We start from the raw sequence: 25266 nt of genomic DNA on the forward strand, positions 1-25266 counted from the left end.
TCGCGTTCGGCGGGCGGGTACGGAGCGGCGGGGGTGGCAAGCAGCGTCGGCGAAGGACGATTAAACTGGCCCGACCTGTTTGCGATGGAGCTTGCTACATGTCACGTCAGCTTCGCCTCGGCGCTTTCATGCGTCCGACGACAATTCACACCGGCGCATGGCGCTATCCCGGCGCCTATCCCGACGCCAACTTCAATTTCGCGCACCTCAAACGCTTCGCCCAGACGCTCGAACGTGGCCGTTTCGACGCGTTCTTCATGGCGGATCACCTCGCGGTGCTTAACATGCCGCTCGACGCGCTCAAGCATAGCCATACGGTCACGTCGTTCGAACCGTTGACGTTGCTGCCCGCGCTTGCGGCGGTCACGGAACGGCTGGGGCTTATCGCCACGGCGTCCACTACGTTCGACGCGCCTTATCACGTCGCGAGGCGCTTTGCTTCGCTCGACCATATCAGCGGCGGCCGCGCGGGATGGAATCTCGTGACGACATCGAACCCCGATGCCGCGCTCAATTTCGGTCTCGACGAGCATGTCGAACACGACGAGCGGTATCGACGTGCCCGCGAGTTTTTCGATGTGGTAACAGGGCTCTGGGACAGTTGGGCCGACGATGCATTTATTCGCGATATCGAAACCGGCACCTTCTTCGATCCGGAGAAATTGCATGTGCTGAACTATAAGAGCGAGAATTTCTCGGTGCGCGGCCCGTTGAATATTGCGCGCCCCGTTCAGGGATGGCCCGTCATCGTGCAGGCCGGTTCGTCGGAAGCAGGGCGCCAGATTGCTGCCGAAACAGCCGAGGTGGTGTTCACCGCGCAAACCTTGCTGGCTGACGGCAAGCGTTTCTATGCCGATGTGAAAGGCCGCATGGAAAAGCTCGGACGTGAGCGCGATCACATGAAGATACTTCCGGCCGCCTTCGTGGTTGTCGGCGATACCCTGGAAGATGCGCTGGAAACGCGTGCGCGGCTCGACACGTTCGTGCACTACGAGAGCGGCATCGCATCGTTGTCGATTGCATTGGGGCATGACGTGTCCGGTTTCGATCCGGACGGCCCGTTGCCCGAGATTCCCGAAACCAATGCGAGCCGGACAGCGCGGCAACGAGTGGTCGAATGGGCGCAGCGCGATGGGCTGACGATTCGTCAACTCGCTCAACGCATCGGCGGATATTCGGGGCTCGAGATGGTGGGCACGGCGAAAATGATCGCCGATCAGATGGAGCAATGGCTGGTGGAAGAGGGCTCGGACGGCTTCAACGTGATGTTCCCGTATCTGCCGGGCGGTCTCGACGACTTCGTCGACAAGGTCATTCCCGAGTTGCAGAAGCGCGGCTTGTTCCGGCGCGAATACGAAGGTGCGACGCTGCGCGAGAATCTGGGCTTGCCACGGCCTGAGAACCGTTTTTTTGCCCGGTGAAATGACCGACTACTGAACCGCTAATCGGCTTATTTCACTGCGTATTCGCGAGTTGGTGTGATGCTGGGAAGCACGTTTGACTATTCGCCCATGCGTGCAGTCAACTCGCCATTCATCGCGCTGCTCACGACAAACTCATACCGCTCCGGCCGGATATGAAACAGCGTCGATTCGCAGACACGCCCATCGGTGAGGCGCGAGACCCGTTTCATCACCAGCAGGGGCGCATCTTCCTTCATCTGAAGGCTGCGCGCGATAGCCGCTGACGCCGCCACGGCGGTAATGCTCATGTCCGCGCGGGCGATTTTCCATCCCGGCATCGATTCGATGATCTCGTAGGACGGCCGCGTTTGCGCCAGTTGCTCGGAGATCGTCTCCGCTTCCGGCAGCAGCCACGTTTGCGCCAGCGCGACGCTGACGCTGTCTACGGAATGCAGCCGCTCGAGATAGACGGCGGTCTTGACCTCGTTCGCGAATACGCCGGCCATGTCGGCCGGCAGCTTCTTGCCGGGCTGCATGCGCAGCAGCTTCATTTGCGGCTCGGCGCCCTGGCGCGCCAGTGAGTCGTAAAAGCCCCGCAATACATCGAGGCGATGCTGCATGCGCTTGCCGCTGGCAAAGGTGCCTTTGCCCTGTTTGCGCTCCACCAACTTTTCGTCCGCCAGTTTGCCGACGGCGAGACGCACCGTCACGCGGCTCACGCCAAAACGTTCGCTGAGTTCTGCCTCCGACGGCAGCTTGCCGGAAGGCTCGTAGCTGCCATTCTCTATTTCGCCGCGCAAGGTGCCGGCAATCTGATCGTAAAGCGACGTGACGTTCTCACGGACCAGGCTCATAGGTTCCTTTTCCTCTTGCAGTACAGATCGGCACTGCCATGAATCGATGCTGCGGGCTAAGCCATATCTTCGTATAAGGATATGAGAAGTGCTTAGATCGACGACTTGTATTAATACGTATTATGCCAACTTTCCGGCAGGTCATGTCCGTATGTGGACGAATCTCGGCCGCCTTACAGGAGCGGGGAAGTGGCAAACGAAACATCGAGCTATGCGTCGGTCGCAAGTGTCAGTCCAGCCGCGCCGCAACACGCGAGTCATTCTGCTGCGGCGCAATTGCCGGCGCGCGGGAGCCTGTTGAAGGCTCGCGCGGGATTTCTGCTCGCGTGGCTGTGCTTTGTCGCTATCGCCTGGGTATTGCCGGCGCCACAAGGTCTGACGCCGCACGGCAGGGCCACGCTGGCCGTGGTCGCATGGGTGGCGATCGTGTGGATCACCGAGGCGATTCCCGTCGGCGTCAGCGGCATTCTGCTGCCGATGCTGCTGGTGTTGTCGCACGCGGTCACGCCGTTCCCGAAAGCCGCAAGCGGCTTTGCCGCGCCGGTCGTGTTTCTGTGTCTTGCCGCTTTCCTGTTTTCCGCGATCATGCAGGCGGCCGGGCTCGACCGCCGCATTGCGCTGGTGTTGCTCGACAAGCTCAAGGTGCGCTCGGCGAATGGCGTGATCTGGGCAATGTTCGTCGTCAACTTTGTGATGTCGCTAGTGGTGCCGGCTGCCAACGCCCGTGCGGCCGCGTTGCTGCCGGTGACCAACGGCATCGTCGGGCTGTTCGGCAATAGCGTCCGCGAGCGTAATGCAAGGAAGGCCATCGTGATCCAGACGCTGGTCTATGGCTCGATGATCAGTGGCATGTGCATTCTCACCGCGCATCTGCCGAATATGGTTGTGTCCGGTCTGCTGGAGAAGCAGCTCGGTGTGCGGATTTCGTATTTCACGTGGTTCCGGCTGCAATGGCCGTACCTCGGCATGTTCGTGTTGACGCAGTTCTGGGTGCAGCACTATTTCAAATCACGCGGCGTGCCGGTGCCCGGCGGCCGTCAGGCGATCGTCGACGCGCGCCGTAGTTTGCCGCCGGTGGCGCGTCAGGACTGGCTGGTGCTCGCCGTATTTGGTTTCGTCGCCGTGATGTGGGCCACTGAATCGCTGCACCATCTGCAATCGGAAATCGTCGCATTGATCGCGCTTGCGCTGATGTTCGCACCGGGCGTGTTGCGTTCGAGCTGGAAGGACATTCAGGAACGCACCATCTGGGGCACGCTGTTTCTGCTCGGTGGCGCGCTTTCGCTGTCCGCCGCGATCAGCGATTCGGGACTCGCGCAATGGGCCGCCGATCACATCTACGCACTCGCGCACGGCTATGTCTGGTGGCTAATGCTGGCGATCGTGATGATCGGCACGCATGCGATCCGGATCGGCATGCTGTCGAACGTCGCGGCGGTGACCATGATCGCGCCGATTGCGCTCGCGTTGGCGCCACGTCTCGGCTTGCATCCGGTGGCGTTCACGCTGTTGATCAGCGATACCGACAGCTTTGCCTACCTGCTGCCCACGCAAATCACAGCGGGCGTCATTGCGTATAGCAGCGGCGCCTTCACGACCTCGGACTACGCCAAGGTCGGCGTGATCTCGGTGCTGATCGCAATTGTCTACGGTATCTGCGTCATGGCGCCGTGGTACGCGTATCAGGGTATCCCGATCTGGAATCCCGCCGCGCCCTGGCCGTTCGCGCACTGACCGCGCTGCGTTTCACCCCATCCTTTGATCAAGAGACACCGACGTGAACCACGACCACGAATACGATAGCGACCACGAAATCATCGAAGCAAAGGCCGCCGCACTGCGCAAGCGTCTCGGCCCGCACGTCGCGCCGGCCGGCTTGTACGAGCGTCACAAGGCGCTGCCGTTTGCCGGGCGGGTGAGCTGCAACGTGACGCAGCTCGAAGCGGGAAGCTGGAGCGAAATCGTGCTCGACTATGAAGTGGGCGCATCAGGTATCGCCGATGGCGCGTGGCTGAAGGCGACCTTCAAGTTCTATTCGGATTGGGCGCTGTTTCAGACCAGCGATCCGGCCGCGGCTAATTACATCAGCGCTGAATATCATGCGGCGGCGCTCGTCCCGGGCCAAAGCCCGGCGACTGTCCAGTCGTTGAATGTACGCTTCGATCAGAAGGGGCACGAAAGGCCCTTTCAGAAGGCCGTCATTGTGGATGTAGCCGACGGTTACCTGAATGCCGGCGACCACATCGTGATCCGCCTGGGCGATCGGCGGCGCGGTCCCGGTACGCGTGTGCAGACCTTCGTCGAGGATCAGTTCCGTTTCCGTTTTTACGTCGATCCGCTCGGCACCTCGCGTTTTGTCGCGGTGCCAGGCGACGTCGTGATCGACATCCACGCCGGTGCGCCAGCTCAGGTGCTGCTCAACGGGCCGCGTTTCGTGCAGCCGGGCCAAGCCGCGCCGTTCCGGCTTTCATTGCAGGACCGTTGGGGCAATGCCTGCCGCGATACCGGCGGTGCGGTGCGTGTACGAGCCTATGACGAACGCCAGCACGTGGTCTATGACCGCGAGCTGCCGCTGCCGGCCGAAGGCTGGGCGAGCATAGCGCTGACCGATTTGCCGACAACGCCTGGCAGCTTGCGTATCGTGGCGGATGCGCCGTCACTGCGCGACGTGCGCGCAGCAGAAGTATTTCTGACGATCGATGCCGCGCTGCCGGTCGCCCGTTCCCTATACGCGGACTTGCATGTTCACGCACACGATACGGTGGGGACGAACAGCCCGGCCTATAACGCCGCCTATGCGCGCGATATCGGTGGCATCGATGTACTCGGCTACACCGCCAACGATTTCCAGATCACGGATGCGAACTGGCAACTGGGCGTCGAAACCGTCGAACAGTTCAATGAAGCAGGGCGTTTCGTCGTTTATCCGGTGCAGGAATGGTGCGGCAGCTCGACAGCGGGCGGCGATCACAATGTCGTTTTTCTCGGCGACGAACGGCCGGGCTTTCCGTACAACGCGCGTGGCGAACACAACCGCACGCTGGTGTGGAACGAGGACATGAAGGGCGCCGCGGTCGAGTTGGGCCGCTGGCCGGTGGATGAACTGTGGGACGCTTACGTCGACGATGCCGCTCAACATCTGGTGATGCCGCACGTGGGCGGCCGCCGCTATATCCCTGACTGGCATCATCCGGAACTCGAACGGCTGGTTGAAATTGCGTCGACGTGGGGCCATTTCGACTGGCTCTATCGCGACGTGATCGCACGCGGCTATCAACTCGGCGTGGCGGCGAGCGGCGACGAGCATCGCGGCCGGCCTGGCGGCGGCGCGCCCGGCGTCAGCGTGTTCGGCGTGCATGGCGGGCTGACCGGCGTGCTGTCCGATTCGCTCGACCGGCGCTCCGTCGGCGAGGCACTACGCGCCCGCCGCACGTGGGCGACCACCGGCGAGCACAGCACGGCGCTGGTTCGCTGCGGCGAGTTTTGGCAGGGCGACGCCTTTACACACCGCGGGCCGGCGACACTCGACTATCGTTTGCTAGGCCGCGCCGGCTGGGAATACGTTGCCGCGTTCGATCACAATGGTCTGCTGGCTGAGCGCAATCTGCACGAAGAACTGGGCTACGCCGAGCGCCTGATCCGGGTGCGCTGGGGCGGCGCACGGATTCGCGACCGCTATCGCTGGGCGTCATGGCAAGGGCGCATTCGTATCGTCAACGGCACCATCAATAATTTCGGCGCTGGGGGCTTCGAACATGTGGAGGAGGCCGCGTGGCGCACGGGTGCAACGGATATCGAGTTTCGCAGCGATACCTATGGCGACGCCGATAGCATCGAGATCGACGTGAGCAATCTCGCGCATGCGCGCATCGTAATCGAAGGCACGATCGACGGTTTCGTGAAGGTGGGTGATCCGCTGCAGGGCAACCCGTTCGCTCACGCGCCGACCTTTCACTGGGAAATCAGCGGGGCGGAATTGCTCGCCAGCGGCACGGCACGGCATGAACTCGGCGGCACCGAACTATTCCTGGCTGTCGAGCGCTTGACGGATCAGCCGTTGCCGGTGGATCTGGCAGGGCGTTTCGAGGTTGCTCCGCAGAACGCCAGCTTCGGCTTTCGCCCGGTGTACGTGTTCGGCCGTCAGCGCGACGACAGCAAGGTGTGGAGTTCGGCGCAGTTCATCACGTTCGATAGAGATAGATAGCGCGCTTACGCGGTTGCGGCCACTTCCCGTGGATGCAGATGGCGGCTGACAGGCCGTCGCAACCCGAAGTGCTCGCGCAGGGTGCTACCCTCGTATTCGGTACGGAAAAGACCACGCTGTTGCAGAAGGGGAACCACGCCGTCGGCGAAGTCCTGCAAGCCGCCCGGCAGAACATCCGGCATCACATTGAAACCGTCGGCAGCGCCCCCTTTGAACCAGTGTTCGATATCGTCGGCAATCTGTTCCGGCGTGCCGACAACGACACGATGTCCGCCACCACCCGCAAGTGCGCGGATTAACTGGCGCGCCGTGTATCCATGGGTCCGCGCTTGTGCGAGCGTGGCGTTGAAGAACGTGTGATTGCCATTGCCATTGCCGTTGCCGGGCAATGAGAGATCGTCCGGCAGGCGCTCGTCGAGTTTCAACCGGTCGATGCTAATGCCCAATATGCCGGCCAGGCGAGTGAGGCTATAGGTCCATGGAATCAGATCGACGAGCTCATCGCGACGGCGCAGGGCCTCGGCTTCGGTGGCGCCGATGATGGTGGTGAGACCAGGTAGCACCCGAATTGCGTTGCTGCCACGTCCCCACGCCGCGGCGCGAGATTTTAGTTCGCGCGCATAGGCGGCTGCTTCGTCGAATGACTGCGATGCGGAGAACACGGCTTCCGCGTGCCGGGCCGCGAGTTCGCGTCCGTCAGCTGAGCCGCCGGCCTGAATCAACACGGGATGCCCCTGTGCGCTACGCGGCAGGTTGAACGGGCCATCGACACTGAAGTATTTGCCGCGATGGTCGATGCGATGCACCTTCGTGGTATCGATGAAGCGGCCGCTCGCCTTGTCACCGATGAAGGCGTCATCTTCCCAGCTATCCCACAGCGCCTTCACGACTTCCGTGAACTCGGCTGCGCGCTCGTAGCGTTGCGCGTGATCCGGTACCGCTTCGCGGCCGAAATTACGGGCTGAGCCGAGATCGGCGGTCGTCACGATGTTCCAGCCGGCCCGGCCCGCGCTGAGCTGGTCGAGCGTGGCGAAGCGGCGCGCGATGTTATACGGCTCGTTATAGCTCGTCGATGCCGTGCCGATTACGCCGATACGCGTCGTGGCTGCGGCAATGCCGGCGAGCAATACGGTCGGCTCCAGTGCCGTGATCGGGCGGAAGTCGATCTGATCGGCAATCGAGGCGTTGTCCGCGAGAAACACGGCGTCGAATTTCGCCGCCTCGGCAATCTGCGCGACGTGAACGTAGTGGGCGATATCGACGAAGGCGCGCGGATCAGCTTCGGGCGTACGCCATGCGGAAGGGACAAAGCCGGAGTGAAGGATATTGACGTTCAGATGAAGCTGGCGCGGCGGGTCGGTTCTCATGGTCTTTTCGAATGCGGAAGCAGCCAGCAACGAACGGACGAACGCTCTGACCGATTCACCCATTGTCGAATAGCGAATCGCTTGAGACCACGAATGAATTCTGGCATCGATATGCCGGCGAAGACTAAGCGCACGGCAGCGTCGCTCTCTGGTGGCGGTTCGCCATGCGCGACGCTTTGCATATCAGAACAAATTGGTTTTCCGCGAGTCCCGCCGAGGCAGACAATTATTGTTTTGGATGACGGTGCGTAACTATGGAAGAGGTCCAGTGCCCGAGCGAGCCGATCCTGACTGCCTCCGCGCTCACGAAGCGCTTCGGTGCAACCGTCGCGCTATCCAACCTCGATTTCTCGATCCATCCCGGCGAAGTCGTTGCGTTGATGGGCGCCAACGGCGCGGGCAAGTCGACGCTCGTCAAGATCTTAAGCGGCGTGTATGCGCCCGATGGCGGAACCTTGACGCTGCTGGGCAAACCGTATCGACCCACTTCGCCTCAGGCGGCGAAACAACTCGGGATTGCCACGGTGCATCAGTCGATTGCCGACGCGGTCGTACCGGCGCTCTCGATCGCGGACAACCTGCTGCTCGACCGTCTGTGCGATCCGGCATCGCCCTGGCGCGTGCCGCCGGCGGCACGGCGTGAGGCGGCGAGGCCGCTTGCCGAGCGTGTCGGGCTGGACGTGGATCTGTCGGCGCCACTCGGGTCGCTCTCGCTCGCGAGTCAGCAGCTCGTGACGCTGGCGCGTGCACTGGCTTCACGTCCCAAGCTGCTGATTCTCGATGAGCCAACGGCCAGTCTTTCTGCCGCAGAAGCAGAACGGCTGTTCCAGCGGCTCGAGCCGTTGCGCGAGGAGGGCGTCGCGATCCTGCTGGTCTCGCATCGGCTAGGTGATCTGCGGCGCATGGCGGACCGGGTAGCGATCGTGCGCGACGGACATCTCGTCGCCGATCTGCACCCGCCAATCGATTTCGATGCTGCCGTCGAGACGATGATTGGCCGGCCTCTGCCGCAAGCTCGAACTCAGGATGCGAAAGACGCAACCGCGCTCGAACCCTGTTTCAGCGTGCGTGATTTTCAATTGACGCCGAGCAGCCGCTCATTCGACCTCGACGTGCAGCGCGGCGAGATCGTGGCGATAGCAGGGCCGGTGGGTGGCGGCAAATCGCGCTTTGCACGAGCGATATTCGGTGCGGCACATGCGAGCAATGGTCGGATGGTGCTCGATGGCAAGCCCTGGCGTCCTCGGTCACCGGCCGATTCGATTCGCTCGGGCGTGTTCCTCGCCGGCGAGGATCGGTGGCGCACCTCGTTGTTTCCCGACAGCGTGCCGTTCGCATCGATTGCGGGCACGCTCAGTTTTCCGTTTCTGTCGAACTGGTTCAGGCGCGGCGCGGTACGCGAGGCCGCAGAGCGCGATGCCGCGAAAGACGCGATCAGAACCTTCGGCATTCGCTGCACGGGCCCTGACGATCGCCTGACGCGCTTATCCGGTGGCAATCAGCAGAAAGTCGTTCTCGCGCGCTGGCATGTCGAACGCGCGCGGCTGTTGCTGCTCGACGAACCATTTCAAGGCGTCGACGCCGGCGCGCGCGCCGACATCGTCGATACCTTGCGGCGGCATGCTCATGAACGCGCGACGATCGTATTCGTCAGCGATCTCGAAGAGGCTCTCGAGATTGCCGATCGCGTCGTGCGGTTCGATCGTGCGACGCTCGAGCGCCCAACTGTTCAACCCATCCATGACGCGAGCACTGAACTTCATTCATGAAACACCTTACCCCTTCTATTCCTGGCGACGTGCCATCCAATCAACGGGCGCAGTCAGCATGGCGTAGTGTGCGCGATCACCTGGAGCGCACCGGCATCCTGCTCGTGCTGGCGATTCTGATCGCCGTGTTCGCCATCAGGGAACCCGCCTTTCTGAATATCGACAATCTGTTCAGCATCCTCCAGGCGGTATCGATCGTGGCGTTGCTCGGCATTGGCGTGACGATCACGTTGGCGGCGGGCGGCTTCGATCTTTCGGTGGGCAGCGTGGCTGCTTCGGCGCAGATGGCCGCGAGTTATGTGCTGATCGTCTGGCATGGCAGCGCGCTGACGGCTGTGGCCGCATGTGTGGCGCTCGGTGTCGCGGCCGGTCTGTTTAACGGCTTGTTGATCACGCGGCTGCGCGTGCCGGACCAACTGGCGACGCTCGGCACACTGTTCCTGCTGGCCGGTCTGCAACTGATTCCGACGGGTGGCCGCTCGCTCGCAACCGGCACCGTGTTGCCCGATGGCACGGAGGCGAGCGGCATATTCTCCGACGCGTTTCTGGCGCTGGGGCGTCTGCGTCTTTTCGATGTCGTGCCGTTGCCCGTGCTGATCCTCGTTGCGTTGACCGTGCTCGCCTGCATCGTCATGGAGACGACGCGCTGGGGCCGCGTGATCTATGCGATCGGTGGCAATGAAACGGCCGCGCGGCTAGCGGGCGCGCCTACGGCCCGCTACCGGATCGCGGCCTATGCCGCCTCGGGGGCAATAGCGTCGTTGGGCGGCGTGCTGATCGCGGCGCGTGTCGGGCGAGGCGACGTCAGCGCCGGACACTCCCTGCTGCTCGATGCCGTGGCCGCTGCGCTGATGGGTTACGCGGTGTGGGGCGCGAAGCGGCCCAACGTGTTCGGCACCGTAGTGGGCGCGGTGTTTGTCGGCGTGCTTCTGAACGGCCTGACCATGCTGAATGCGCCTTACTACATGCAGGATTTCATCAAGGGTGTGCTGCTGGTTCTCGCGCTGGCGTTTACGTTCAGTGTTGGACGGCCTGCGGACTCACGCGGCTGACGCCACCGGGTCGCCGAAAAGTTGTTTGCCATCCGAAGGAATATCGATTGCCGAATCGTTCAGTTTGCGCATGCGGTGTCCGCTGATAGATTGAGCGAACAGTCATTCAAGCGGAGATTCCCATGGCAGAGTTTGGCGAAGCGGCTTCATCGAATATCCGCGACGAGAGTAGACACGCGGTCCGCGTGATCGCCGACGACGCGCAGGCCATTGCGGTGGCGCACGAGCTTGCCGGCCGCCTCGCGCAAGGCGCGGCCGCGCGCGATACTGAACGCCGCTTGCCCCACGAGGAGATCGAGTGGTTCTCGCAATCCGGGCTGTGGGCCATCACGGTACCGAAGGCTTACGGCGGAGCGGGCGTGTCGTTCGTCACGCTGACTGAAGTCATCAAGATCATTGCAGCAGCGGATCCGTCGCTCGGGCAGTTGCCGCAGAATCACTTCGGCCTGGTCGACGTGATCGCGCTAACCGGCTCGGAGGAGCAGAAGAAGTATTTCTTCGCGCAGGTACTGGGCGGCAAGCGTTTCGGTAACGGCTTTTCGGAGAAGGGCACAAAGAACGTGCTCGATCTGAAGACGAGCGTGAAACGGGATGGCGGCGACTACGTTGTACAGGGCACCAAATTCTATTCGACCGGCGCGCTATTCGCCGACTTCGTCCCCGTGCTGGGACTCGATAGCGAACGTAAAGGCTGGCTCGCCTATATTCCGAAGGGCACACCGGGGCTGACCGTGATCGACGACTGGTCGGGCTTCGGTCAACGCACTACGGCGAGCGGCACGGTCGTGTTGGAAAGCGTACGTGTGCCGGCCTCGCATGTGTTGCCGGCGCATCGCGTGTCCGATTTTCCAACGCTCAACGGTCCGATTTCGCAGATCATCCAGGCCGCCATCGACGCCGGCATCGCGAAGGCGGCGCTCGACGACACGCTGACGTTCGTGCGCTCGCGCTCACGGCCGTGGATTGACAGCGGAGTCGAGCGCGCGAGTGACGATCCGCTGACCGTGCGGGAGATCGGTCATTTGCATATCCAGTTGCACGCTGCGGAGGCCTTGCTCGAACGCGCCGCGCGCGTGATCGACGAAATCGCCGCGAAGACCGAAACGACTGAAGACGACGTGGCGCGCGCATCGGTTGCCGTGGGCGAAGCGAAAGTGCTGACGACGGAAATTGCCCTGCTGGCAGGCGAAAAACTGTTCGAGCTTGCCGGTACCCAGTCGACACTCGGTGAACACAATCTCGACAGGCACTGGCGCAACGCACGCGTTCATACGCTGCATGATCCGGTGCGCTGGAAGTATCACCTGGTCGGTAACTACTATCTGAATGGCGTCAAGCCGGCACGTCATCCCTGGAATTGACGCCAGGCGCAATCCTTAACCGAACCCGATCATGGCCAGAGAAATCCGCCTCAACGCATTCGACATGAACTGCGTTGGGCATCAGTCGCCAGGCTTATGGGCGCATCCACGCGACACGTCGTGGCGTTACAAGCAAATCGATTACTGGACCGATCTCGCGAAGCTGCTCGAGCGTGGCAAGTTCGACGGTCTTTTCATCGCCGACGTGCTGGGCATTTACGACGTCTTTAACGGCAATGGGGACGCCGCGATTCGCCAGGCCGCGCAAGTGCCGGTCAACGATCCCGTGCTGCTCGTCTCGGCGATGGCGAACGTGACCGAGCATCTGGGCTTCGGCGTGACTTGCTCGCTCTCTTACGAGCACCCCTATCCGTTCGCACGGCGCATGTCGACGCTCGATCACCTGACCAACGGCCGGGTTGGCTGGAACATCGTCACGTCGTACCTGGACAGCGCTGCACGCAATGTCGGCTTGCCGGCGCAGGCCAATCACGACGAGCGCTATTCGCTTGCCGAGGAATATCTCGAGGTCTGCTACAAGCTGTGGGAATCGTCCTGGGAAGACGACGCCGTGGTGCGCGATGCCGCGCGGAAGGTCTTCACCGAACCGTCGAAGGTTCATCCCATCAACCATCGTGGGCAGTATTTCGATGTGCCGGGCATTCATCTCTGCGAGCCGTCGCCTCAGCGCACGCCCGTGCTCTATCAGGCGGGCGCGTCGAAGCGCGGCAAGGATTTCGCCGCGCAGCACGCCGAGTGCATTTTCATCGCTGCGCCGTCGCGCACGATCCTGAAGAATTTCGTCGCGGATATCCGGGCACGCGTGAAGTCGTTCGGCCGCGATCCGCACGACGTGCTGATTTTCAATCTGCACACGGTGATCACGGGCAAGACGTCAGCGGATGCACACGCGAAGCACGCCGACTATCGCCGCTACACGAGCGACGAGGGCGCGCTCGCGCTGATGTCGGGGTGGACCGGCATCGATCTGTCGAAGTACGACCTTGACGAACCGCTGCGCTATATCGAGAGCAACGCGGTGCAATCGGCCGTGGAGGCGTTATCGAGTGCGGATCCGACGCGAGTGTGGACCGTGCGTGAGATTGCGAAGTGGGGTGGCATTGGGGGGCTCGGCCCGCTTTCAGTGGGAAGTCCGCAAGAAATCGCCGACGAGTTGCAGTCGTGGGTCGAGGAGACCGACGTCGACGGATTCAATCTTGCGTATGCGTTGACCCACGAGAGCTTCGCGGATTTCGTCGACCTGGTCGTGCCTGAATTGCAGCGACGAGGCGTCTACAAGACCGACTACACCAACGGCACGCTGCGCGAAAAACTGCATGGCGGTGGTCCGCGACTGGCCGAACCGCATCCCGGCGCGGCCTACCGCACGCACACGCCGGCCCATGCCGGATAGCACCCCGCTTACTCATAAAACATCGACTAACAGGTTGGAGATCATTGATGAAATCGTTTCTTCTTCGCAAGCTGGATGTGAGCCTTACGTTTCGCACACTCGCCCTGACGGCGGCCACGATGCTTGCAGGCGCCGCAGTGCATGCAGCCCCGCTCAAAGGTGCGCCCGCACCGTTCGATAAAGGCGGAGTGAAGATCGCGCTCGTCAACTATCTGTCGACGGGTGATTTCTTCCAGGCCTATGAAGCCGGTGCACAGAAGCAGGCCAAAGCGCTCGGCATTGATCTGCGCATCTACGAAGGCCGTCAGGATGCGGCCGAGCAACGCGAACAGATTCAGCAGGCGATCAGCCTGGGCGTATCGGCGATTATCGTGAATCACGGTTTGCCTGAATCGCTCAAGGACGTCGTGCAGCGCGCCTTGGATAAAGGCATCAAGGTCGTCGCGTTCGATGTCGACCTGGGCAATCCGAAGGTGCCGCAGATCGAGCAGAGCGATCGCGATCTGGCAGCGCTGCTGCTCGATCAGGCAGTGAAAGATAACGGCGATACCTTTGCCGCCGGCTACGTGTACGTAGCGGGTTTTGCACCGCTCGACCGGCGCGATGCGGTATGGCGTGACTTCAAGGCTGCTCATCCGAAGGTTCAGGAGAAAGCACGCTGGGGCACGGTGGACAATCCGATTGCGCAGTCGGTGGCCAACCAGGCTGCTGCAGCCTATCGTGCGCATCCTGAGATTCGTGTGGTGTTCGCGCCTTACGACGAATTCGCGCGCGGCGCGAAGCTCGCTGCAGATGAGGCGAACCTGTCGTCGAAACTGCGCATTTACAGCGCGGATATTTCGACCTCTGATATCGAGGCGATTCGCGCGCCGAATAGCGCGTGGGTGGCGACCGCGGCGACGAATCCGGCGGTGGTGGGTGCGGTGTCGGTACGGGCCGCGGCCTTGCTTCTGGCGGGGCAGACGCCCGAGCATCGGATTGTCGTCAAGCCGACGCTGATCACGCGCGACGATCTGGTGAAGAACGACATCAAGACGATTGCCGAGCTCGGCGATAAATTCCCGGCATTCCGTTCGAGCGATGCTGCTACCGCAGCGTGGATTCCGGCGGCCGACTGAGCGTCAGAGGCCGCACGGTCAATCATTTCCTTTGGACTTCCATGAGCAAACGTAGCGGACATCTGCGCCTCGGCGCTTTCCTTTACCCTGCCGGACACCACATAGCGGCGTGGCGGCATCCCGAGGCACAGGCGGACGCCGGCGTTAACTTCCGCCACTACGCCCGGCTCGCGCAAGCAGCCGAGGCCGCGAAGTTCGATCTGATCTTTCTCGCCGACGGCGTGGGAACACGCGGCGACAATGTCGACTTTCTGAGCCGCACGGCGCACAGCTACGTGGCACAGTTCGAGCCGATCACGCTGCTCTCGGCGTTGGCCGCTGTGACCGAGCGCATCGGTCTGGTCGGCACAGCCTCGACGAGCTTCAACGAGCCGTATCACATTGCCCGCAAGTTTGCCTCGCTCGATCACATTAGCGGGGGACGTGCGGGTTGGAATCTGGTCACCTCCTCGAGCGAGCACGAAGCGAAGAACTTCAACCGCGACAAGCATTTCGATCACGCCGAGCGTTATGCCCGTGCCGCTGAGTTTGCGGAAGTCACGGGAGGCCTGTGGGACAGCTGGGAGGACGACGCGTTCGTCCGCAATAAAGCTGAAGGACGTTTCTTCGATCCCACCAAACGGCATGTGCTGGATCACAAGGGACGTTTCTTTCAGGTCAAGGGTCCGTTGAACGTGGCACGTTCTCCGCAGGGGCATCCTGTTGTCGTGCAGGCCGGGTCGTCTGAAGCCGGCCGGGAGCTCGCCGCGAAGACGGCCGAAGTAATCTTCACTGCGCAGCAAACGCTGCAGGACGCGGCGGACTTTTATGCGGACGTGAAGGGACGCATGGCGGCTTACGGCCGTCATCCGGACGATCTTAAGATCATGCCGGGCGTGTTCCCTATCGTGGGGCGCACTGAAAGCGAGGCGAAAGAGAAGTTCGAACAGTTGCAGTCGCTCGTCGATCCGAAGGTCGGACTTGCGCTCGTATCCGGGTTGACGGGTGGGTTCGATCTCTCGGACTATCCACTTGATGGACCGATCCCTGAGCTGCCCGAAACGAATGCAAGCAAGAGCCGTCAGGTGTTGACGATCGAACTGGCTCGCCGCGAGAACCTCACGATCCGCCAGCTCTATTTGCGGGTTGCGGGTGCGCGCGGCCATTGGCAACTCGTCGGCACGCCGGCGCAGATCGTCGATCAACTCGAAGAGCGCTTTGTGAATCACGCCGCTGACGGTTTCAACGTGATGCCGCCGGTGCTGCCGGAGGGTTTGACCGATTTCGTCAAACTGGTATTGCCGGAGTTGCGGCGACGCGGCTTGTTCCGCGAGGACTATGAAGGACGCACGCTGCGCGAGAACCTGGGATTGCGGCGGCCGAAAAGCCGCCATTCTTCTGTACCTCAATCCGGCGCATAACTTTCCACGATTCGTTATTTCCTCCCGGCGCGGCCAGCGCCTACGCTGAGACGATAGACGCATGAGTATGCCGCCGCCACGCGTTGCGTGTCGTGGCCGTTCAGCGAATCGTTTTAACGTGATGAGGATGCGAACATGAGCGATATCGTCATCGATGCACCGGTGTCTGCCGCGACGGTCGAGGCAGAGTTGAACTACCTCGAGTTCACCGGCGAGAAACCCGTGTCGTATCAATACGAACCGCCGCCGGGTGTGCCGAAACGCAGTGGTGTTTATCGGCCGCATCGGGTGAGGATTTCAAATGCGCGCGTGGCGCCGCCGCCGGGCGCGTTGTCGCTCGATCGTAATGGTTTCGAACTGCACCGGCACGCTAGCGCGCTTAGCGATTTCGCCGATCCGGCAAAGATCGAATCTGTCTACTATCGGGAAGCGGAGCAGTTGCTGAAACAGGCCACCGGCGCTCGCCGGGTGGTCGTGTTCGATCACACGCTGCGTGATGGCAATCCTGAGCGTGGCGATGGTGTGAGGGAGCCCGTCAAATACATCCATAACGACCAGACTTTTGTGTCGGGGCCGCGCCGGGTACGCGATCATTTGCCAACAGGTGAAGCGGAGCGCTTGCTGCAGGGCCGTGTGGCGATCGTCAATCTGTGGCGTCCGATCGGAGAAGTTGTGCAATCGTCGCCGCTCGCGCTATGCGATTCGCGCAGTATCACGCTCAACGATCTGGTGGCATCGGACCTGGTCTATCCCGACAAAGTCGGCGAGACGTATGCGTTGGTTTTCAATCCGCGGCACCGTTGGTACTACTTTCCGCAGATGTCGCCCGATGAATTCCTGCTGCTGAAGATTTACGATTCGGCGGGCGACGGCATCGCGCGTCTCACGGCCCATACGGCATTCGACGATCCCACGTCGCCGGCTGATGCGCCGCCGCGCCGGAGCATCGAACTGCGCACGCTGTTGTTCTTTTGAGCGCCGGCGTTGAGCGCGCCGGCATGCCGTGAAATGAAGGGCAGCGGCTAGCGGGACGCGTCTGTTGCAGCATCGCAGAATCTGCAATATCGAAAGCGTGAATTCTTGTTTGTTTGTGACGCAGCGTTTGGTTAGCATGCGGCGTTTGGGTCGTTGCCTCACTGCTTTGCTCGACGCAGTTTTTGTTTTTCGTCGAACGAGGTGGGCGTAACGCTTGCCCGGTGCGTTTTCACAGCTCTCACGCCTTCGACATGTCAAGCCTCCATGCATCCAGCGCCGGCCAGCAGGCCACCGGCGTGACTCGACGGCTGGCCGCCGCGATCACTCAGGCGGCGCCGTCCCGCGACGCCGATGCCATTGCCGCCGCGAGACGCGGCATCCTCGACTTTCTCGCCGCCGCCTTTGCCGGTGCGAGCGATAGCGGTTATCAAAAACTCCTGTCAGTCAGCGCCAACGATTCGCGCGGCGAAGCGTCGGTGATCGGCAGCAGCGCCCGTGTGTCGGCGCAGCAGGCTGCGTTGCTCAACGGTTACGCGGGGCACGCGCTCGACTACGACGACGTGCACAGCAGCGTAAGAGGCCATCCAGCGACGGTTTTGCTGCCCGCGTTGTTCGCGCTGGCGCAAACACGCGGCAGCAGTGCGCTCGATCTGCTCGACGCCTACGTTGTCGGCGTCGAAACGATGGCGCGCCTCGGTCTTGCACTCGGCAGCCGCCACTACGAGCAGGGCTTTCATAACACCGCGACGTTGGGCGCACTCGGCGCGGCAGCCGCTGCGTCTTATCTGCTGAAGCTCGATGCCGGTGCCGTCGAGAACGCGCTGGGTCTTGCCGCCACACAGTCCGCCGGCTTACGTCTGCAGTTCGGCAGCGAAGCGAAACCCTTGCATGCCGGGCTCGCTGCCCGCGCCGGTTTATTCGCCGCGGAACTCGCAGCGGCGGGACTGCAGGGTTCACCGGAAGCACTGGACGGACCGGTCGGCTTTTTTGCCGTATTCAGCGGCGGCGCCGCGCAACCCGAACGCGTGCTCGACGGCTGGGGCGCGCCCTGGCAAATCGCAGTGCCGGGTTTGTACTTCAAGCCGTGGGCGTGCTGCACGGCGACGCACTACGCCGTGCATGCCGCATTGACGTTGCGCGACACACACCGTCTCACGCCGGAAGACATTGCCGAGGTGACGGTGATATTTCCGCCCGGCGGCGACACACCGCTTTCCAGACATTTGCCCTCGACTGGTCTCGAAGCGCGTTTTAGCGTTGCCTACGCAGTCGCGGCCGCGCTGACGGATGGTTCGCCCAGCGTGGCTACATTCGCCGATGTGCCCGTGCGCGACAACCTGATCGCGCTCGCGCAACGCGTGGCAAGCCGTCACGATGAAACGGCCGCGCGTGCGTCGACCGATCCGGTCACGCGTTTCTCGACCGTCGAGATCGCATTGCGCAACGGGACGGTACTGAGCCATAAGACCGATCGCCTCTACAGCGCGACGGATCTGGCCGCAAAATTCGCGGACGCCACCGGGCACGACGAACGTCTCGCGTTCATTCCCGCGCATATCGACACGATGCAGAGCACCGCCGACCTCGCATCCCTTTTCAATGTCTTCGCACAGATCCACGTATGAGCACGAATAGCAGCAGTACCCGCAGGCAGATGCGTCTCGGGCTCTTCATTCAGGGCGCGGGGCACCACGTCGCCGGCTGGCGGCACCCAGACGCGCAGGCGGGCAGCGAGAATCTCGCGCTGATGCAGCGCATCACGCAGACCGCTGAACGCGCCAAATTCGACATGGTCTTTCTCGCCGACGGCCTCACCAGCGGCCCCGATGCGCATCCGTCGATGGCGATGCGGCTCGAGCCACTGTGCCTGCTGTCGGCGCTCGCCATGGGTACGCGCCACATCGGTCTCGCCGCGACGGCGTCGACCACGTATAGCGAGCCGTATCACGTCGCGCGCGCGTTTGCGTCGCTGGATCATCTGAGCAGCGGACGGGCGGCCTGGAACGTCGTGACGACCTCGTACGATCGCACGGCCGCGAATTTCACACGCGGCAATCATCCGGATCACGCGCTGCGCTATGAAATGGCGGGTGAATTCGTCGACGTCGTCAAAGGGCTGTGGGACAGCTGGGATGACGACGCGGTGCTCAAGGACAAGGCGCGCGGCCTTTACTTCGATCCGGCCAAGGTACATACACTGGATCACAAGGGGCAGTTCTTCGCCGTCAAAGGCCCATTGAACGCATCGCGCCCGCCACAGGGACATCCCGTGGTGATTCAGGCCGGTTCGTCCGGACCGGGGCAGGACCTGGCCGCGCGCACGGCGGAAGTGGTGTTCACCGCGCAGCAGACCATCGAAGAAGCGCAGGTTTTCTATCGCGATCTGAAAGGCCGCTTGCCGAAGTTCGGCCGTGAGGGCCAGCAGTTGCACGTGATGCCGGGCGTGTTTCCTGTCATCGGCAGGACGGAGCAGGAAGCGAAAGACAAGTACGCGCAGTTGCAGGAATGGACCGATACATCGGGCGCGCTGTCGCTGTTGTCCGACCGGTTGGGGCACGACGTGTCGAAGTATCCGCTCGATGGTCCGCTGCCGGAGTTGCCGGAATCCGATCAACTGAAGAGTCGCGCCAAACTGCTGACCGATCTCGCACGCCGCGAGAATCTGACCTTGCGCGAGCTGTATTACCTGGTGGCCGGCGCGCGTGGGCACCGCATCGTTTGGGGCACGCCTGTGCAGGTGGCGGATGCGCTCGAAGAGTGGTTCACGGGCGAAGCGGCCGACGGCTTCAACATCATGCCGCCGTATTTCCCCGGCGGTCTCGACGATTTTGTCGAACTTGTCGTGCCGGAATTGCAGCGGCGTGGGTTATTCCGCACCGAATATAGCGGCACTACCTTGCGTGATCACCTTGGTTTGCAGCGGCCTGTGAGCCGCTATGCGGGGCAGTGAGGCATAAGAAGTAAAACGCGAAATGCAAAACGCGGCGTCTGCTCAGCAGGCGCCGCGTTTTTTTCAAACTTGCATTCCGACCCGCGCCGTACTCGCAGGTACAGATCGTTCGAGATCGTCTAGATGGCGAAGTGGCGCAGATCCAGTGCCAGCGGTGCGCGGGGCGGCGCCGCATGAGCAGTCTCCGGCGCGGACGGCGTGTGCGCCAGAAACTCACGCGTACGCGGACTGACCGGCGCGCGGAACAGCGCGTTAGCCGGGCCGTGTTCGACAATCACACCGGCATCGGTGAAATACACCGCATCGCTTACTTCCTCGGCAAAGCGCATCTCGTGCGTAACGAGCACGCAGGTCATGCCGTCCCTCACCAGATCGCGGATCACGGTCAGTACTTCGCCTACGGTCTCCGGGTCCAGCGCCGAGGTCACCTCGTCGAAGAGGATCAGATCCGGCTGCATCGCGAGCGCGCGTGCAATCGCCACGCGCTGTTGCTGACCGCCCGACAGTTCACCCGGATACGCATGGGCCTTGTTCTCGAGGCGGACCTTCTTTAGCAGATCGTAAGCGGTGCGAGTGGCGTCGGCTTTGTCGCGGCCCAGGATGCGCACGGGCGCGACAATCAGATTGTCCAATACGCTGAGATGCGGAAACAGGTTGTATTGCTGGAACACGAAACCGACGCGCTTGCGTAGTTCGATCTCGTCGCGTTCGGAGGCGAGTTGGTCGACACGGGTACCGTCGACTTCGATCTCGCCGTGCTGCGGACGCAATAGCCCGGTAATGCAGCGCAAAATCGTCGATTTGCCTGACCCGGATGGTCCGATGATCGACACGGCCTGGCCGCGGAACACGTCGAGGTCGATGCCCTTGAGCACAGGCGTCGAGCCGAACGACAGATGCACGTCGCGCAACCGGACCAGAGGACGCACGCCCGCAGCGGCTGCGGCTGCGGGAGCGAGCGAGACATCAGCTGAAAGCATAGCGTTTCTCAAGAAGGCGGGTGAAGCGCGCGATTGGGTAGCAGTAAGCGAAGAACAAGCCGAGCACGGTGAAATAGACGAGAACCGTGAAATCCGCGCGCGCAACGGTATTGCTCGCCACCTGCGCGGTGTCCAGCAGATCGTGCACGCCCACCAGCGACGCGAGCGCCGTCGCCATCGTGATGCTGGCGTACAGGTTCATCCACGGCGGCAGCATCCGCTTCACGCATTGCGGCAGGATGATCCAACGGAAAACCTGGCTTCGACTGAACGCAAGCGAACGTGCCGCATCCCACTGCGCATGAGGGATCGACTGGATCGCGCCGCGGAAGATCTCGGCGAAGTTGGCGCTGGCCGGCAGCGCGAGACCGAGCGTGACCTTGAACCAGTCGGGAAACGGCACGACGTGTTGACCGAACGCGATTTCGAATGGGAACACGTAAGTCGAAAAATAGATCAGCACGAGCAAGGGGGCGTTTCGAAACACCTGCACATAGCTGCGGACAATCAGGCGGACGCCCCGTATCGGCGAGAGCAGCAGGGGGCCGAGCGCCAGACCGGCGAGTGTGCCGAGTGCGACGGCAAGCAGGCTGATTTCGATGTTGACCCACAGCGATTTGCCGAGCGCCGGCGCCCACGTCATGAGTGCGGCAAGTGCGGGATAGCTCGGGCCATGCGCGATCTCGTGTTCGGCGAGCGCCAGCAGGGCGGCGACGCCGACCACGCTGGCAAACGCAAAGAGGGAACGATACCGCCCGTCCCGCGCGGGCACGGTGATGGATTCAGTGGCCATAGCCGGGCATCCTCAGACGGACTTCGAGCCAGCGCCCCGCGCGATTGATCGCAAAGGTCAGTGCACCGAAGAACAGCAGGATCAGGATCATCAGCTCGAGCACGTTGTCGCGCTGCGTCCAGATCATGATCGATGCATACGTGATGTCGCCCACGGCGATTGCGGAGGCAACGGTGGTCATCTTCACCAGGTCGACCATGTTGTTGACTAGCGCCGGGAGCGCATAGCGCAGCGCGAGTGGCAACTGTACGCTCCAAAGGCGCTGGCGGCGGCTGAAACCGAGCGACTGGGCCGCTTCGAGCGTGGTGCGCGGCACCGCTTCGATGCCGGCGCGCAGGGCTTCGGCATGAAACGCGCCCTTGTGCAGGGAAATGACGATCGCGCTCCAGATGAACGGCGTCAGCGGATTGCCGCCGAGATTGCGCAACGCCTCGCTGAGCAACATGTTGATCACCAGAAAGGCGCAGAAGAGCTGCACGAGCGTCGGCGTATTGCGCGTGATCTCAACGAACACGCGAGCGGGGCGCGCGAGCGCCGGACGCTGCGAAGTGAGCAACGCCGCCAACGCCACACCGGCGCCCAGACTGCCGAGCGCCGTGACGAGCGAGAGTTCCAGCGTGACCAGCATGCCGTGCAGGAACGATGCGAGTTCATCAGGCGCGAGCACGAAACTGTAGTTCAGCCCGATCCTGCTGATCGCATCGACCACGCTAGTGGCGGCGTGCGAGAGCCCTTGTGTCGACCCGCTCATGCACCTTGCGCCTTGTACTTCGCATGCAAATCGAGCACGGCCTGCGAGGGCTGCATGCCGTTTTTGTGCTCGACGTCGATCAACCAGCCGCTGCGATGCCAGTCCTGCACGATTTTCTCGAGCGCGCTTTGTGTATCCGTTTCACCTTTGCGAACCCAGATCACAGACGGCGACGGAATCAGCTCGTTCGATACGGGAATCGTATAGTCTTTCCAGTCCGGATTGCGCGCGACGAGCAGGCGCAGCGTGGGGGCAACGTGAACCGCGGCGACGCAGTTATTGCCGCGCAGTGCGAGCAACGACTCCGGCTGGCCGCGAAATGCCTTCACCTGTGCGCCATATTCTTCGGCGAGCGGCTTCGTATAGTTGCTGCCTTGCGAGACGCAGACGGGCTTGCCGCGCACGTCGTTCCAGGTCTTGATGCCGCTGTCCTTGCGGGTAATCAGCGCACCGCCGATTTCTTCAAACGGCGTGGGCGGGTAGGAGAACAGTTCTGCGCGCTCCTTGGTGACTTCCATGTTGGCGATCAGCGCATCGACCTTGCCTTGCTGCAGGAACTGCACGCGATTCGACGGCTGGACCGGCGTCAACTCCACGTCGACGCCGAGGCGTTTCGCGACGTCGTTCGCGAGATCGATATTGAAGCCGAGCGGTTTCTGTGTGGCCGGGTCCAGCGAGCCGAACGGTGGCCCGGACAGGATCACGCCGATGACGATCTTGTGCCGCTGATGAATCCGATCGAGTGTCGTATCGGCGTGGGCGGCACTGGCGCCCAATGCTGCGAAAAGCGTCACGGCGCGTAATGTGCGGAATGCGGCGCGCTGGAGGGTGGGGCGGGTCGGTCGGCTGAACATGAAAGAGTAGGCGGAAGTCAGGTTGGATCCTGATATCGCTCCGGCCGATCGGCGTGACTTCGTTGCTATGAAGCCACCAGGGCTCGCCGGAGGAGAAATACAGGACGCGATTCGGGACTGCCTATTCTCGGCATGTGTGACGCCGGAAAGAACCAAGGATTTTTCATACCGTTATCTGATTCGCGCATTTATGCAGACGCGAACGTCGTTGAAACGGAAAAATTGATGTCGCGACAGAATCGATCGGCTATGCACAGGATATGTGTGCCGCGCTATATCCGGCTGACGCGTTTGCTGTCCGTTGCGGCACGCCGGCATGCTGTGAAAAGCATGCCGGCGTGCTTGTGCGGCTAGCGCGTTGATGCTGTTCTGAATCAGAAATCCAGTCCCGGCCCACCTGCGCCCGGACCGCCCGGCTGGCCGGCTGCCGGCGCATCCTTCGGCGCTTCATGCACGGTGGCGTCGGTGGTCAACAGCAGACCCGCAACCGAGGCCGCGTTCTGCAGCGCCGTACGCGTGACCTTGGTCGGATCGAGCACGCCCGATTCCACGAGGTCGCCGTACTGGCCGGTCTGTGCGTTGTAGCCGAAGTTGCCCGCACCCTCGGCCACTTTCGCGACCACTACGCTGGCTTCTTCACCGGCGTTCGTCACGATCTGGCGCAGCGGTTCTTCGAGTGCACGCAGCACGATCTTGATGCCGGCGTCCTGATCGGCGTTCACGCCTCTGAGTCCGCTGATGGCCTGCTTCACACGGATCAACGCAACGCCGCCGCCTGGCACGATGCCTTCTTCGACCGCAGCGCGCGTTGCATGCAGCGCGTCGTCGACACGGTCTTTCTTCTCCTTGACTTCGATCTCAGTGGCGCCGCCCACCTTGATGACCGCCACACCGCCGGCCAGCTTCGCCACGCGTTCCTGCAGTTTTTCGCGGTCGTAGTCGGAGCTTGCTTCCTCGATTTGCGTACGGATCTGCTTCACACGCGCTTCGATGTTCTTGCTGTCGCCGGCGCCGTCGATGACCGTGGTGTTTTCCTTGCCCACCTCGATGCGCTTGGCTTGGCCCAGTTCAGCCAGCGTCGCCTTTTCGAGCGTCAGCCCGGTTTCTTCGGCGATCACCTGGCCGCCCGTCAGAATCGCGATGTCTTCGAGGAGAGCCTTGCGGCGGTCGCCGAATCCCGGCGCCTTGACCGCGACGGTCTTCAGAATGCCGCGGATGTTGTTGACCACGAGCGTAGCCAGCGCTTCGCCTTCCACGTCTTCCGCGATGATCAGGAGCGGGCGGCCGGCTTTGGCGACCTGCTCCAGAATCGGCAGCAGATCGCGGATATTCGATACCTTCTTGTCGTGCAGCAGCACGAACGGGTTATCGAGCACGGCAACCTGTTTGTCCTGATCGTTGATGAAATAGGGCGACAGGTAGCCACGATCGAATTGCAGACCTTCCACCACGTCGAGTTCATCGTCGAGCGACTTGCCGTCTTCCACGGTAATGACGCCTTCCTTGCCGACCCGGTCGATCGCTTCGGCGATACGCTGGCCGATCGACTCTTCGCCGTTGGCCGAGATCGTAGCGACCTGGGCGATTTCCTTGCTGGTCGTGGTCGGCTTGCTGATCTTCTTCAGCTCGTCGATCGCAGCGATCACGGCTTTGTCGATGCCGCGCTTCAGGTCCAACGGGTTGAGGCCCGCCGCGACGTATTTCTGACCTTCACGCACGATGGCTTGCGCAAGCACGGTTGCAGTGGTGGTGCCGTCGCCGGCGGCGTCGCTGGTGCGCGAGGCGACTTCCTTCACGAGTTGCGCGCCGATGTTCTGCACGCGGTCCGGCAATTCGATTTCCTTGGCGACCGAGACGCCGTCTTTCGTCACCACCGGCGAGCCGAAGGTGCGCTCCAGCACGACATTGCGGCCCTTCGGGCCGAGCGTGACCTTGACCGCGTTGGCCAGAATGTTGACGCCTTCCACGAGTTTCGAGCGGGCGACGTCGCTAAAAATGATTTCTTTTGCTGCCATGGTTTG

At 62.3% G+C, this 25266-nt stretch carries 19 protein-coding genes; 12 read left to right on the top strand and 7 right to left on the bottom strand.

The window, feature by feature from the left end:
• Positions 1–98: 98 nt before the first annotated feature.
• A complete protein-coding gene (locus R8871_RS27895; RefSeq protein WP_175053363.1) occupies positions 99–1421 on the top strand; it encodes an LLM class flavin-dependent oxidoreductase in 1323 nt (440 codons plus the stop codon).
• Positions 1422–1501: 80 nt separating this feature from the next.
• Here R8871_RS27895 and R8871_RS27900 read toward each other — a convergent pair whose 3' ends face one another.
• Positions 1502–2257 (bottom strand): GntR family transcriptional regulator, encoded by a 756-nt coding sequence (locus R8871_RS27900; protein WP_175053364.1) that lies wholly within the window; start codon positions 2255–2257, stop codon positions 1502–1504.
• A gap of 189 nt (positions 2258–2446) precedes the next feature.
• Between R8871_RS27900 and R8871_RS27905 the strand changes: the two genes are divergently transcribed.
• The gene (locus tag R8871_RS27905) at positions 2447–3991 is read left to right on the top strand and encodes an SLC13 family permease (RefSeq protein ID WP_246287785.1); all 1545 of its coding nucleotides are present in this window, start codon (positions 2447–2449) and stop codon (positions 3989–3991) included.
• 43 nt (positions 3992–4034) lie between these two features.
• Positions 4035–6461, top strand: coding sequence for a hypothetical protein (locus R8871_RS27910; RefSeq protein ID WP_217468919.1), 2427 nt, complete (start codon positions 4035–4037; stop codon positions 6459–6461).
• A gap of 5 nt (positions 6462–6466) precedes the next feature.
• Here the strand turns inward: R8871_RS27910 and R8871_RS27915 are convergent, their stop codons facing one another.
• On the bottom strand, positions 6467–7828 hold the full coding sequence (locus R8871_RS27915; protein ID WP_175053365.1) for an LLM class flavin-dependent oxidoreductase: 1362 nt from the start codon (positions 7826–7828) through the stop codon (positions 6467–6469).
• 254 nt (positions 7829–8082) lie between these two features.
• Here R8871_RS27915 and R8871_RS27920 point away from each other — a divergent pair, with 254 nt between their 5' ends.
• From R8871_RS27920 to R8871_RS27960, 9 genes are all read left to right on the top strand, one after another.
• Complete coding sequence (locus R8871_RS27920) at positions 8083–9597, top strand: sugar ABC transporter ATP-binding protein (RefSeq protein WP_175053366.1); 1515 nt, start codon at positions 8083–8085, stop codon at positions 9595–9597.
• On the top strand, positions 9594–10649 hold the full coding sequence (locus tag R8871_RS27925) for an ABC transporter permease (RefSeq protein WP_175053367.1): 1056 nt from the start codon (positions 9594–9596) through the stop codon (positions 10647–10649). Before R8871_RS27920 ends, R8871_RS27925 begins: the two co-directional genes overlap by 4 nt.
• Positions 10650–10771: 122 nt before the next feature.
• A complete protein-coding gene (locus R8871_RS27930; RefSeq protein WP_175053368.1) occupies positions 10772–12010 on the top strand; it encodes an SfnB family sulfur acquisition oxidoreductase in 1239 nt (412 codons plus the stop codon).
• Positions 12011–12041: 31 nt separating this feature from the next.
• Positions 12042–13424, top strand: a complete 1383-nt coding sequence (locus tag R8871_RS27935) for an LLM class flavin-dependent oxidoreductase (protein ID WP_175053369.1) — start codon at positions 12042–12044, stop codon at positions 13422–13424.
• Positions 13425–13471: 47 nt separating this feature from the next.
• Positions 13472–14542: a substrate-binding domain-containing protein gene (locus R8871_RS27940; protein WP_175053370.1), complete on the top strand. Its 1071-nt coding sequence runs from the start codon at positions 13472–13474 to the stop codon at positions 14540–14542.
• A gap of 41 nt (positions 14543–14583) precedes the next feature.
• The gene (locus R8871_RS27945; RefSeq protein ID WP_175053371.1) at positions 14584–15942 is read left to right on the top strand and encodes an LLM class flavin-dependent oxidoreductase; all 1359 of its coding nucleotides are present in this window, start codon (positions 14584–14586) and stop codon (positions 15940–15942) included.
• Positions 15943–16077: 135 nt separating this feature from the next.
• Positions 16078–16917: a CmcJ/NvfI family oxidoreductase gene (locus R8871_RS27950; RefSeq protein WP_175053372.1), complete on the top strand. Its 840-nt coding sequence runs from the start codon at positions 16078–16080 to the stop codon at positions 16915–16917.
• 251 nt (positions 16918–17168) lie between these two features.
• Positions 17169–18542, top strand: a complete 1374-nt coding sequence (locus tag R8871_RS27955) for an MmgE/PrpD family protein (protein WP_175053373.1) — start codon at positions 17169–17171, stop codon at positions 18540–18542.
• On the top strand, positions 18539–19867 hold the full coding sequence (locus R8871_RS27960; RefSeq protein ID WP_175053374.1) for an LLM class flavin-dependent oxidoreductase: 1329 nt from the start codon (positions 18539–18541) through the stop codon (positions 19865–19867). The genes R8871_RS27955 and R8871_RS27960 overlap by 4 nt, the downstream gene beginning before the upstream one ends.
• Before the next feature lie 119 nt (positions 19868–19986).
• Here R8871_RS27960 and R8871_RS27965 read toward each other — a convergent pair whose 3' ends face one another.
• From R8871_RS27965 to groL, 5 genes are all read right to left on the bottom strand, one after another.
• Positions 19987–20847 carry an amino acid ABC transporter ATP-binding protein gene (locus R8871_RS27965; protein WP_217468920.1) on the bottom strand — a complete coding sequence of 287 codons (861 nt, stop codon included), beginning with the start codon at positions 20845–20847 and terminating at the stop codon, positions 19987–19989.
• Positions 20834–21640 carry an amino acid ABC transporter permease gene (locus tag R8871_RS27970; RefSeq protein WP_175053375.1) on the bottom strand — a complete coding sequence of 269 codons (807 nt, stop codon included), beginning with the start codon at positions 21638–21640 and terminating at the stop codon, positions 20834–20836. Before R8871_RS27970 ends, R8871_RS27965 begins: the two co-directional genes overlap by 14 nt.
• Positions 21630–22391, bottom strand: coding sequence for an amino acid ABC transporter permease (locus R8871_RS27975; protein WP_175053376.1), 762 nt, complete (start codon positions 22389–22391; stop codon positions 21630–21632). The genes R8871_RS27970 and R8871_RS27975 overlap by 11 nt, the downstream gene beginning before the upstream one ends.
• Positions 22388–23245, bottom strand: a complete 858-nt coding sequence (locus R8871_RS27980; protein WP_175053377.1) for a transporter substrate-binding domain-containing protein — start codon at positions 23243–23245, stop codon at positions 22388–22390. Before R8871_RS27980 ends, R8871_RS27975 begins: the two co-directional genes overlap by 4 nt.
• Before the next feature lie 374 nt (positions 23246–23619).
• Positions 23620–25260 carry a chaperonin GroEL gene (gene groL, locus R8871_RS27985; RefSeq protein ID WP_175053378.1) on the bottom strand — a complete coding sequence of 547 codons (1641 nt, stop codon included), beginning with the start codon at positions 25258–25260 and terminating at the stop codon, positions 23620–23622.
• Positions 25261–25266: the final 6 nt, after the last annotated feature.

The sequence above is a fragment of the Paraburkholderia sediminicola genome (assembly GCF_902859805.1).
Taxonomy (GTDB): Bacteria; Pseudomonadota; Gammaproteobacteria; order Burkholderiales; family Burkholderiaceae; genus Paraburkholderia; species Paraburkholderia sediminicola.

What these genes read in the sequence shown, in the direction of transcription:
- R8871_RS27895 (WP_175053363.1), top strand. Translation starts at nt 99, where the DNA reads ATGTCACGTCAGCTTCGCCTCGGCGCTTTCATGCGTCCGACGACAATT.
- R8871_RS27950 (WP_175053372.1), top strand. Translation starts at nt 16,078, where the DNA reads ATGAGCGATATCGTCATCGATGCACCGGTGTCTGCCGCGACGGTCGAG.
- R8871_RS27935 (WP_175053369.1), top strand. Translation starts at nt 12,042, where the DNA reads ATGGCCAGAGAAATCCGCCTCAACGCATTCGACATGAACTGCGTTGGG.
- R8871_RS27920 (WP_175053366.1), top strand. Translation starts at nt 8,083, where the DNA reads ATGGAAGAGGTCCAGTGCCCGAGCGAGCCGATCCTGACTGCCTCCGCG.
- R8871_RS27980 (WP_175053377.1), bottom strand. Translation starts at nt 23,245, where the DNA reads ATGTTCAGCCGACCGACCCGCCCCACCCTCCAGCGCGCCGCATTCCGC.
- R8871_RS27965 (WP_217468920.1), bottom strand. Translation starts at nt 20,847, where the DNA reads ATGCTTTCAGCTGATGTCTCGCTCGCTCCCGCAGCCGCAGCCGCTGCG.
- R8871_RS27945 (WP_175053371.1), top strand. Translation starts at nt 14,584, where the DNA reads ATGAGCAAACGTAGCGGACATCTGCGCCTCGGCGCTTTCCTTTACCCT.
- R8871_RS27900 (WP_175053364.1), bottom strand. Translation starts at nt 2,257, where the DNA reads ATGAGCCTGGTCCGTGAGAACGTCACGTCGCTTTACGATCAGATTGCC.
- R8871_RS27915 (WP_175053365.1), bottom strand. Translation starts at nt 7,828, where the DNA reads ATGAGAACCGACCCGCCGCGCCAGCTTCATCTGAACGTCAATATCCTT.
- R8871_RS27955 (WP_175053373.1), top strand. Translation starts at nt 17,169, where the DNA reads ATGTCAAGCCTCCATGCATCCAGCGCCGGCCAGCAGGCCACCGGCGTG.
- groL (WP_175053378.1), bottom strand. Translation starts at nt 25,260, where the DNA reads ATGGCAGCAAAAGAAATCATTTTTAGCGACGTCGCCCGCTCGAAACTC.
- R8871_RS27925 (WP_175053367.1), top strand. Translation starts at nt 9,594, where the DNA reads ATGAAACACCTTACCCCTTCTATTCCTGGCGACGTGCCATCCAATCAA.
- R8871_RS27970 (WP_175053375.1), bottom strand. Translation starts at nt 21,640, where the DNA reads ATGGCCACTGAATCCATCACCGTGCCCGCGCGGGACGGGCGGTATCGT.
- R8871_RS27940 (WP_175053370.1), top strand. Translation starts at nt 13,472, where the DNA reads ATGAAATCGTTTCTTCTTCGCAAGCTGGATGTGAGCCTTACGTTTCGC.
- R8871_RS27960 (WP_175053374.1), top strand. Translation starts at nt 18,539, where the DNA reads ATGAGCACGAATAGCAGCAGTACCCGCAGGCAGATGCGTCTCGGGCTC.
- R8871_RS27975 (WP_175053376.1), bottom strand. Translation starts at nt 22,391, where the DNA reads ATGAGCGGGTCGACACAAGGGCTCTCGCACGCCGCCACTAGCGTGGTC.
- R8871_RS27930 (WP_175053368.1), top strand. Translation starts at nt 10,772, where the DNA reads ATGGCAGAGTTTGGCGAAGCGGCTTCATCGAATATCCGCGACGAGAGT.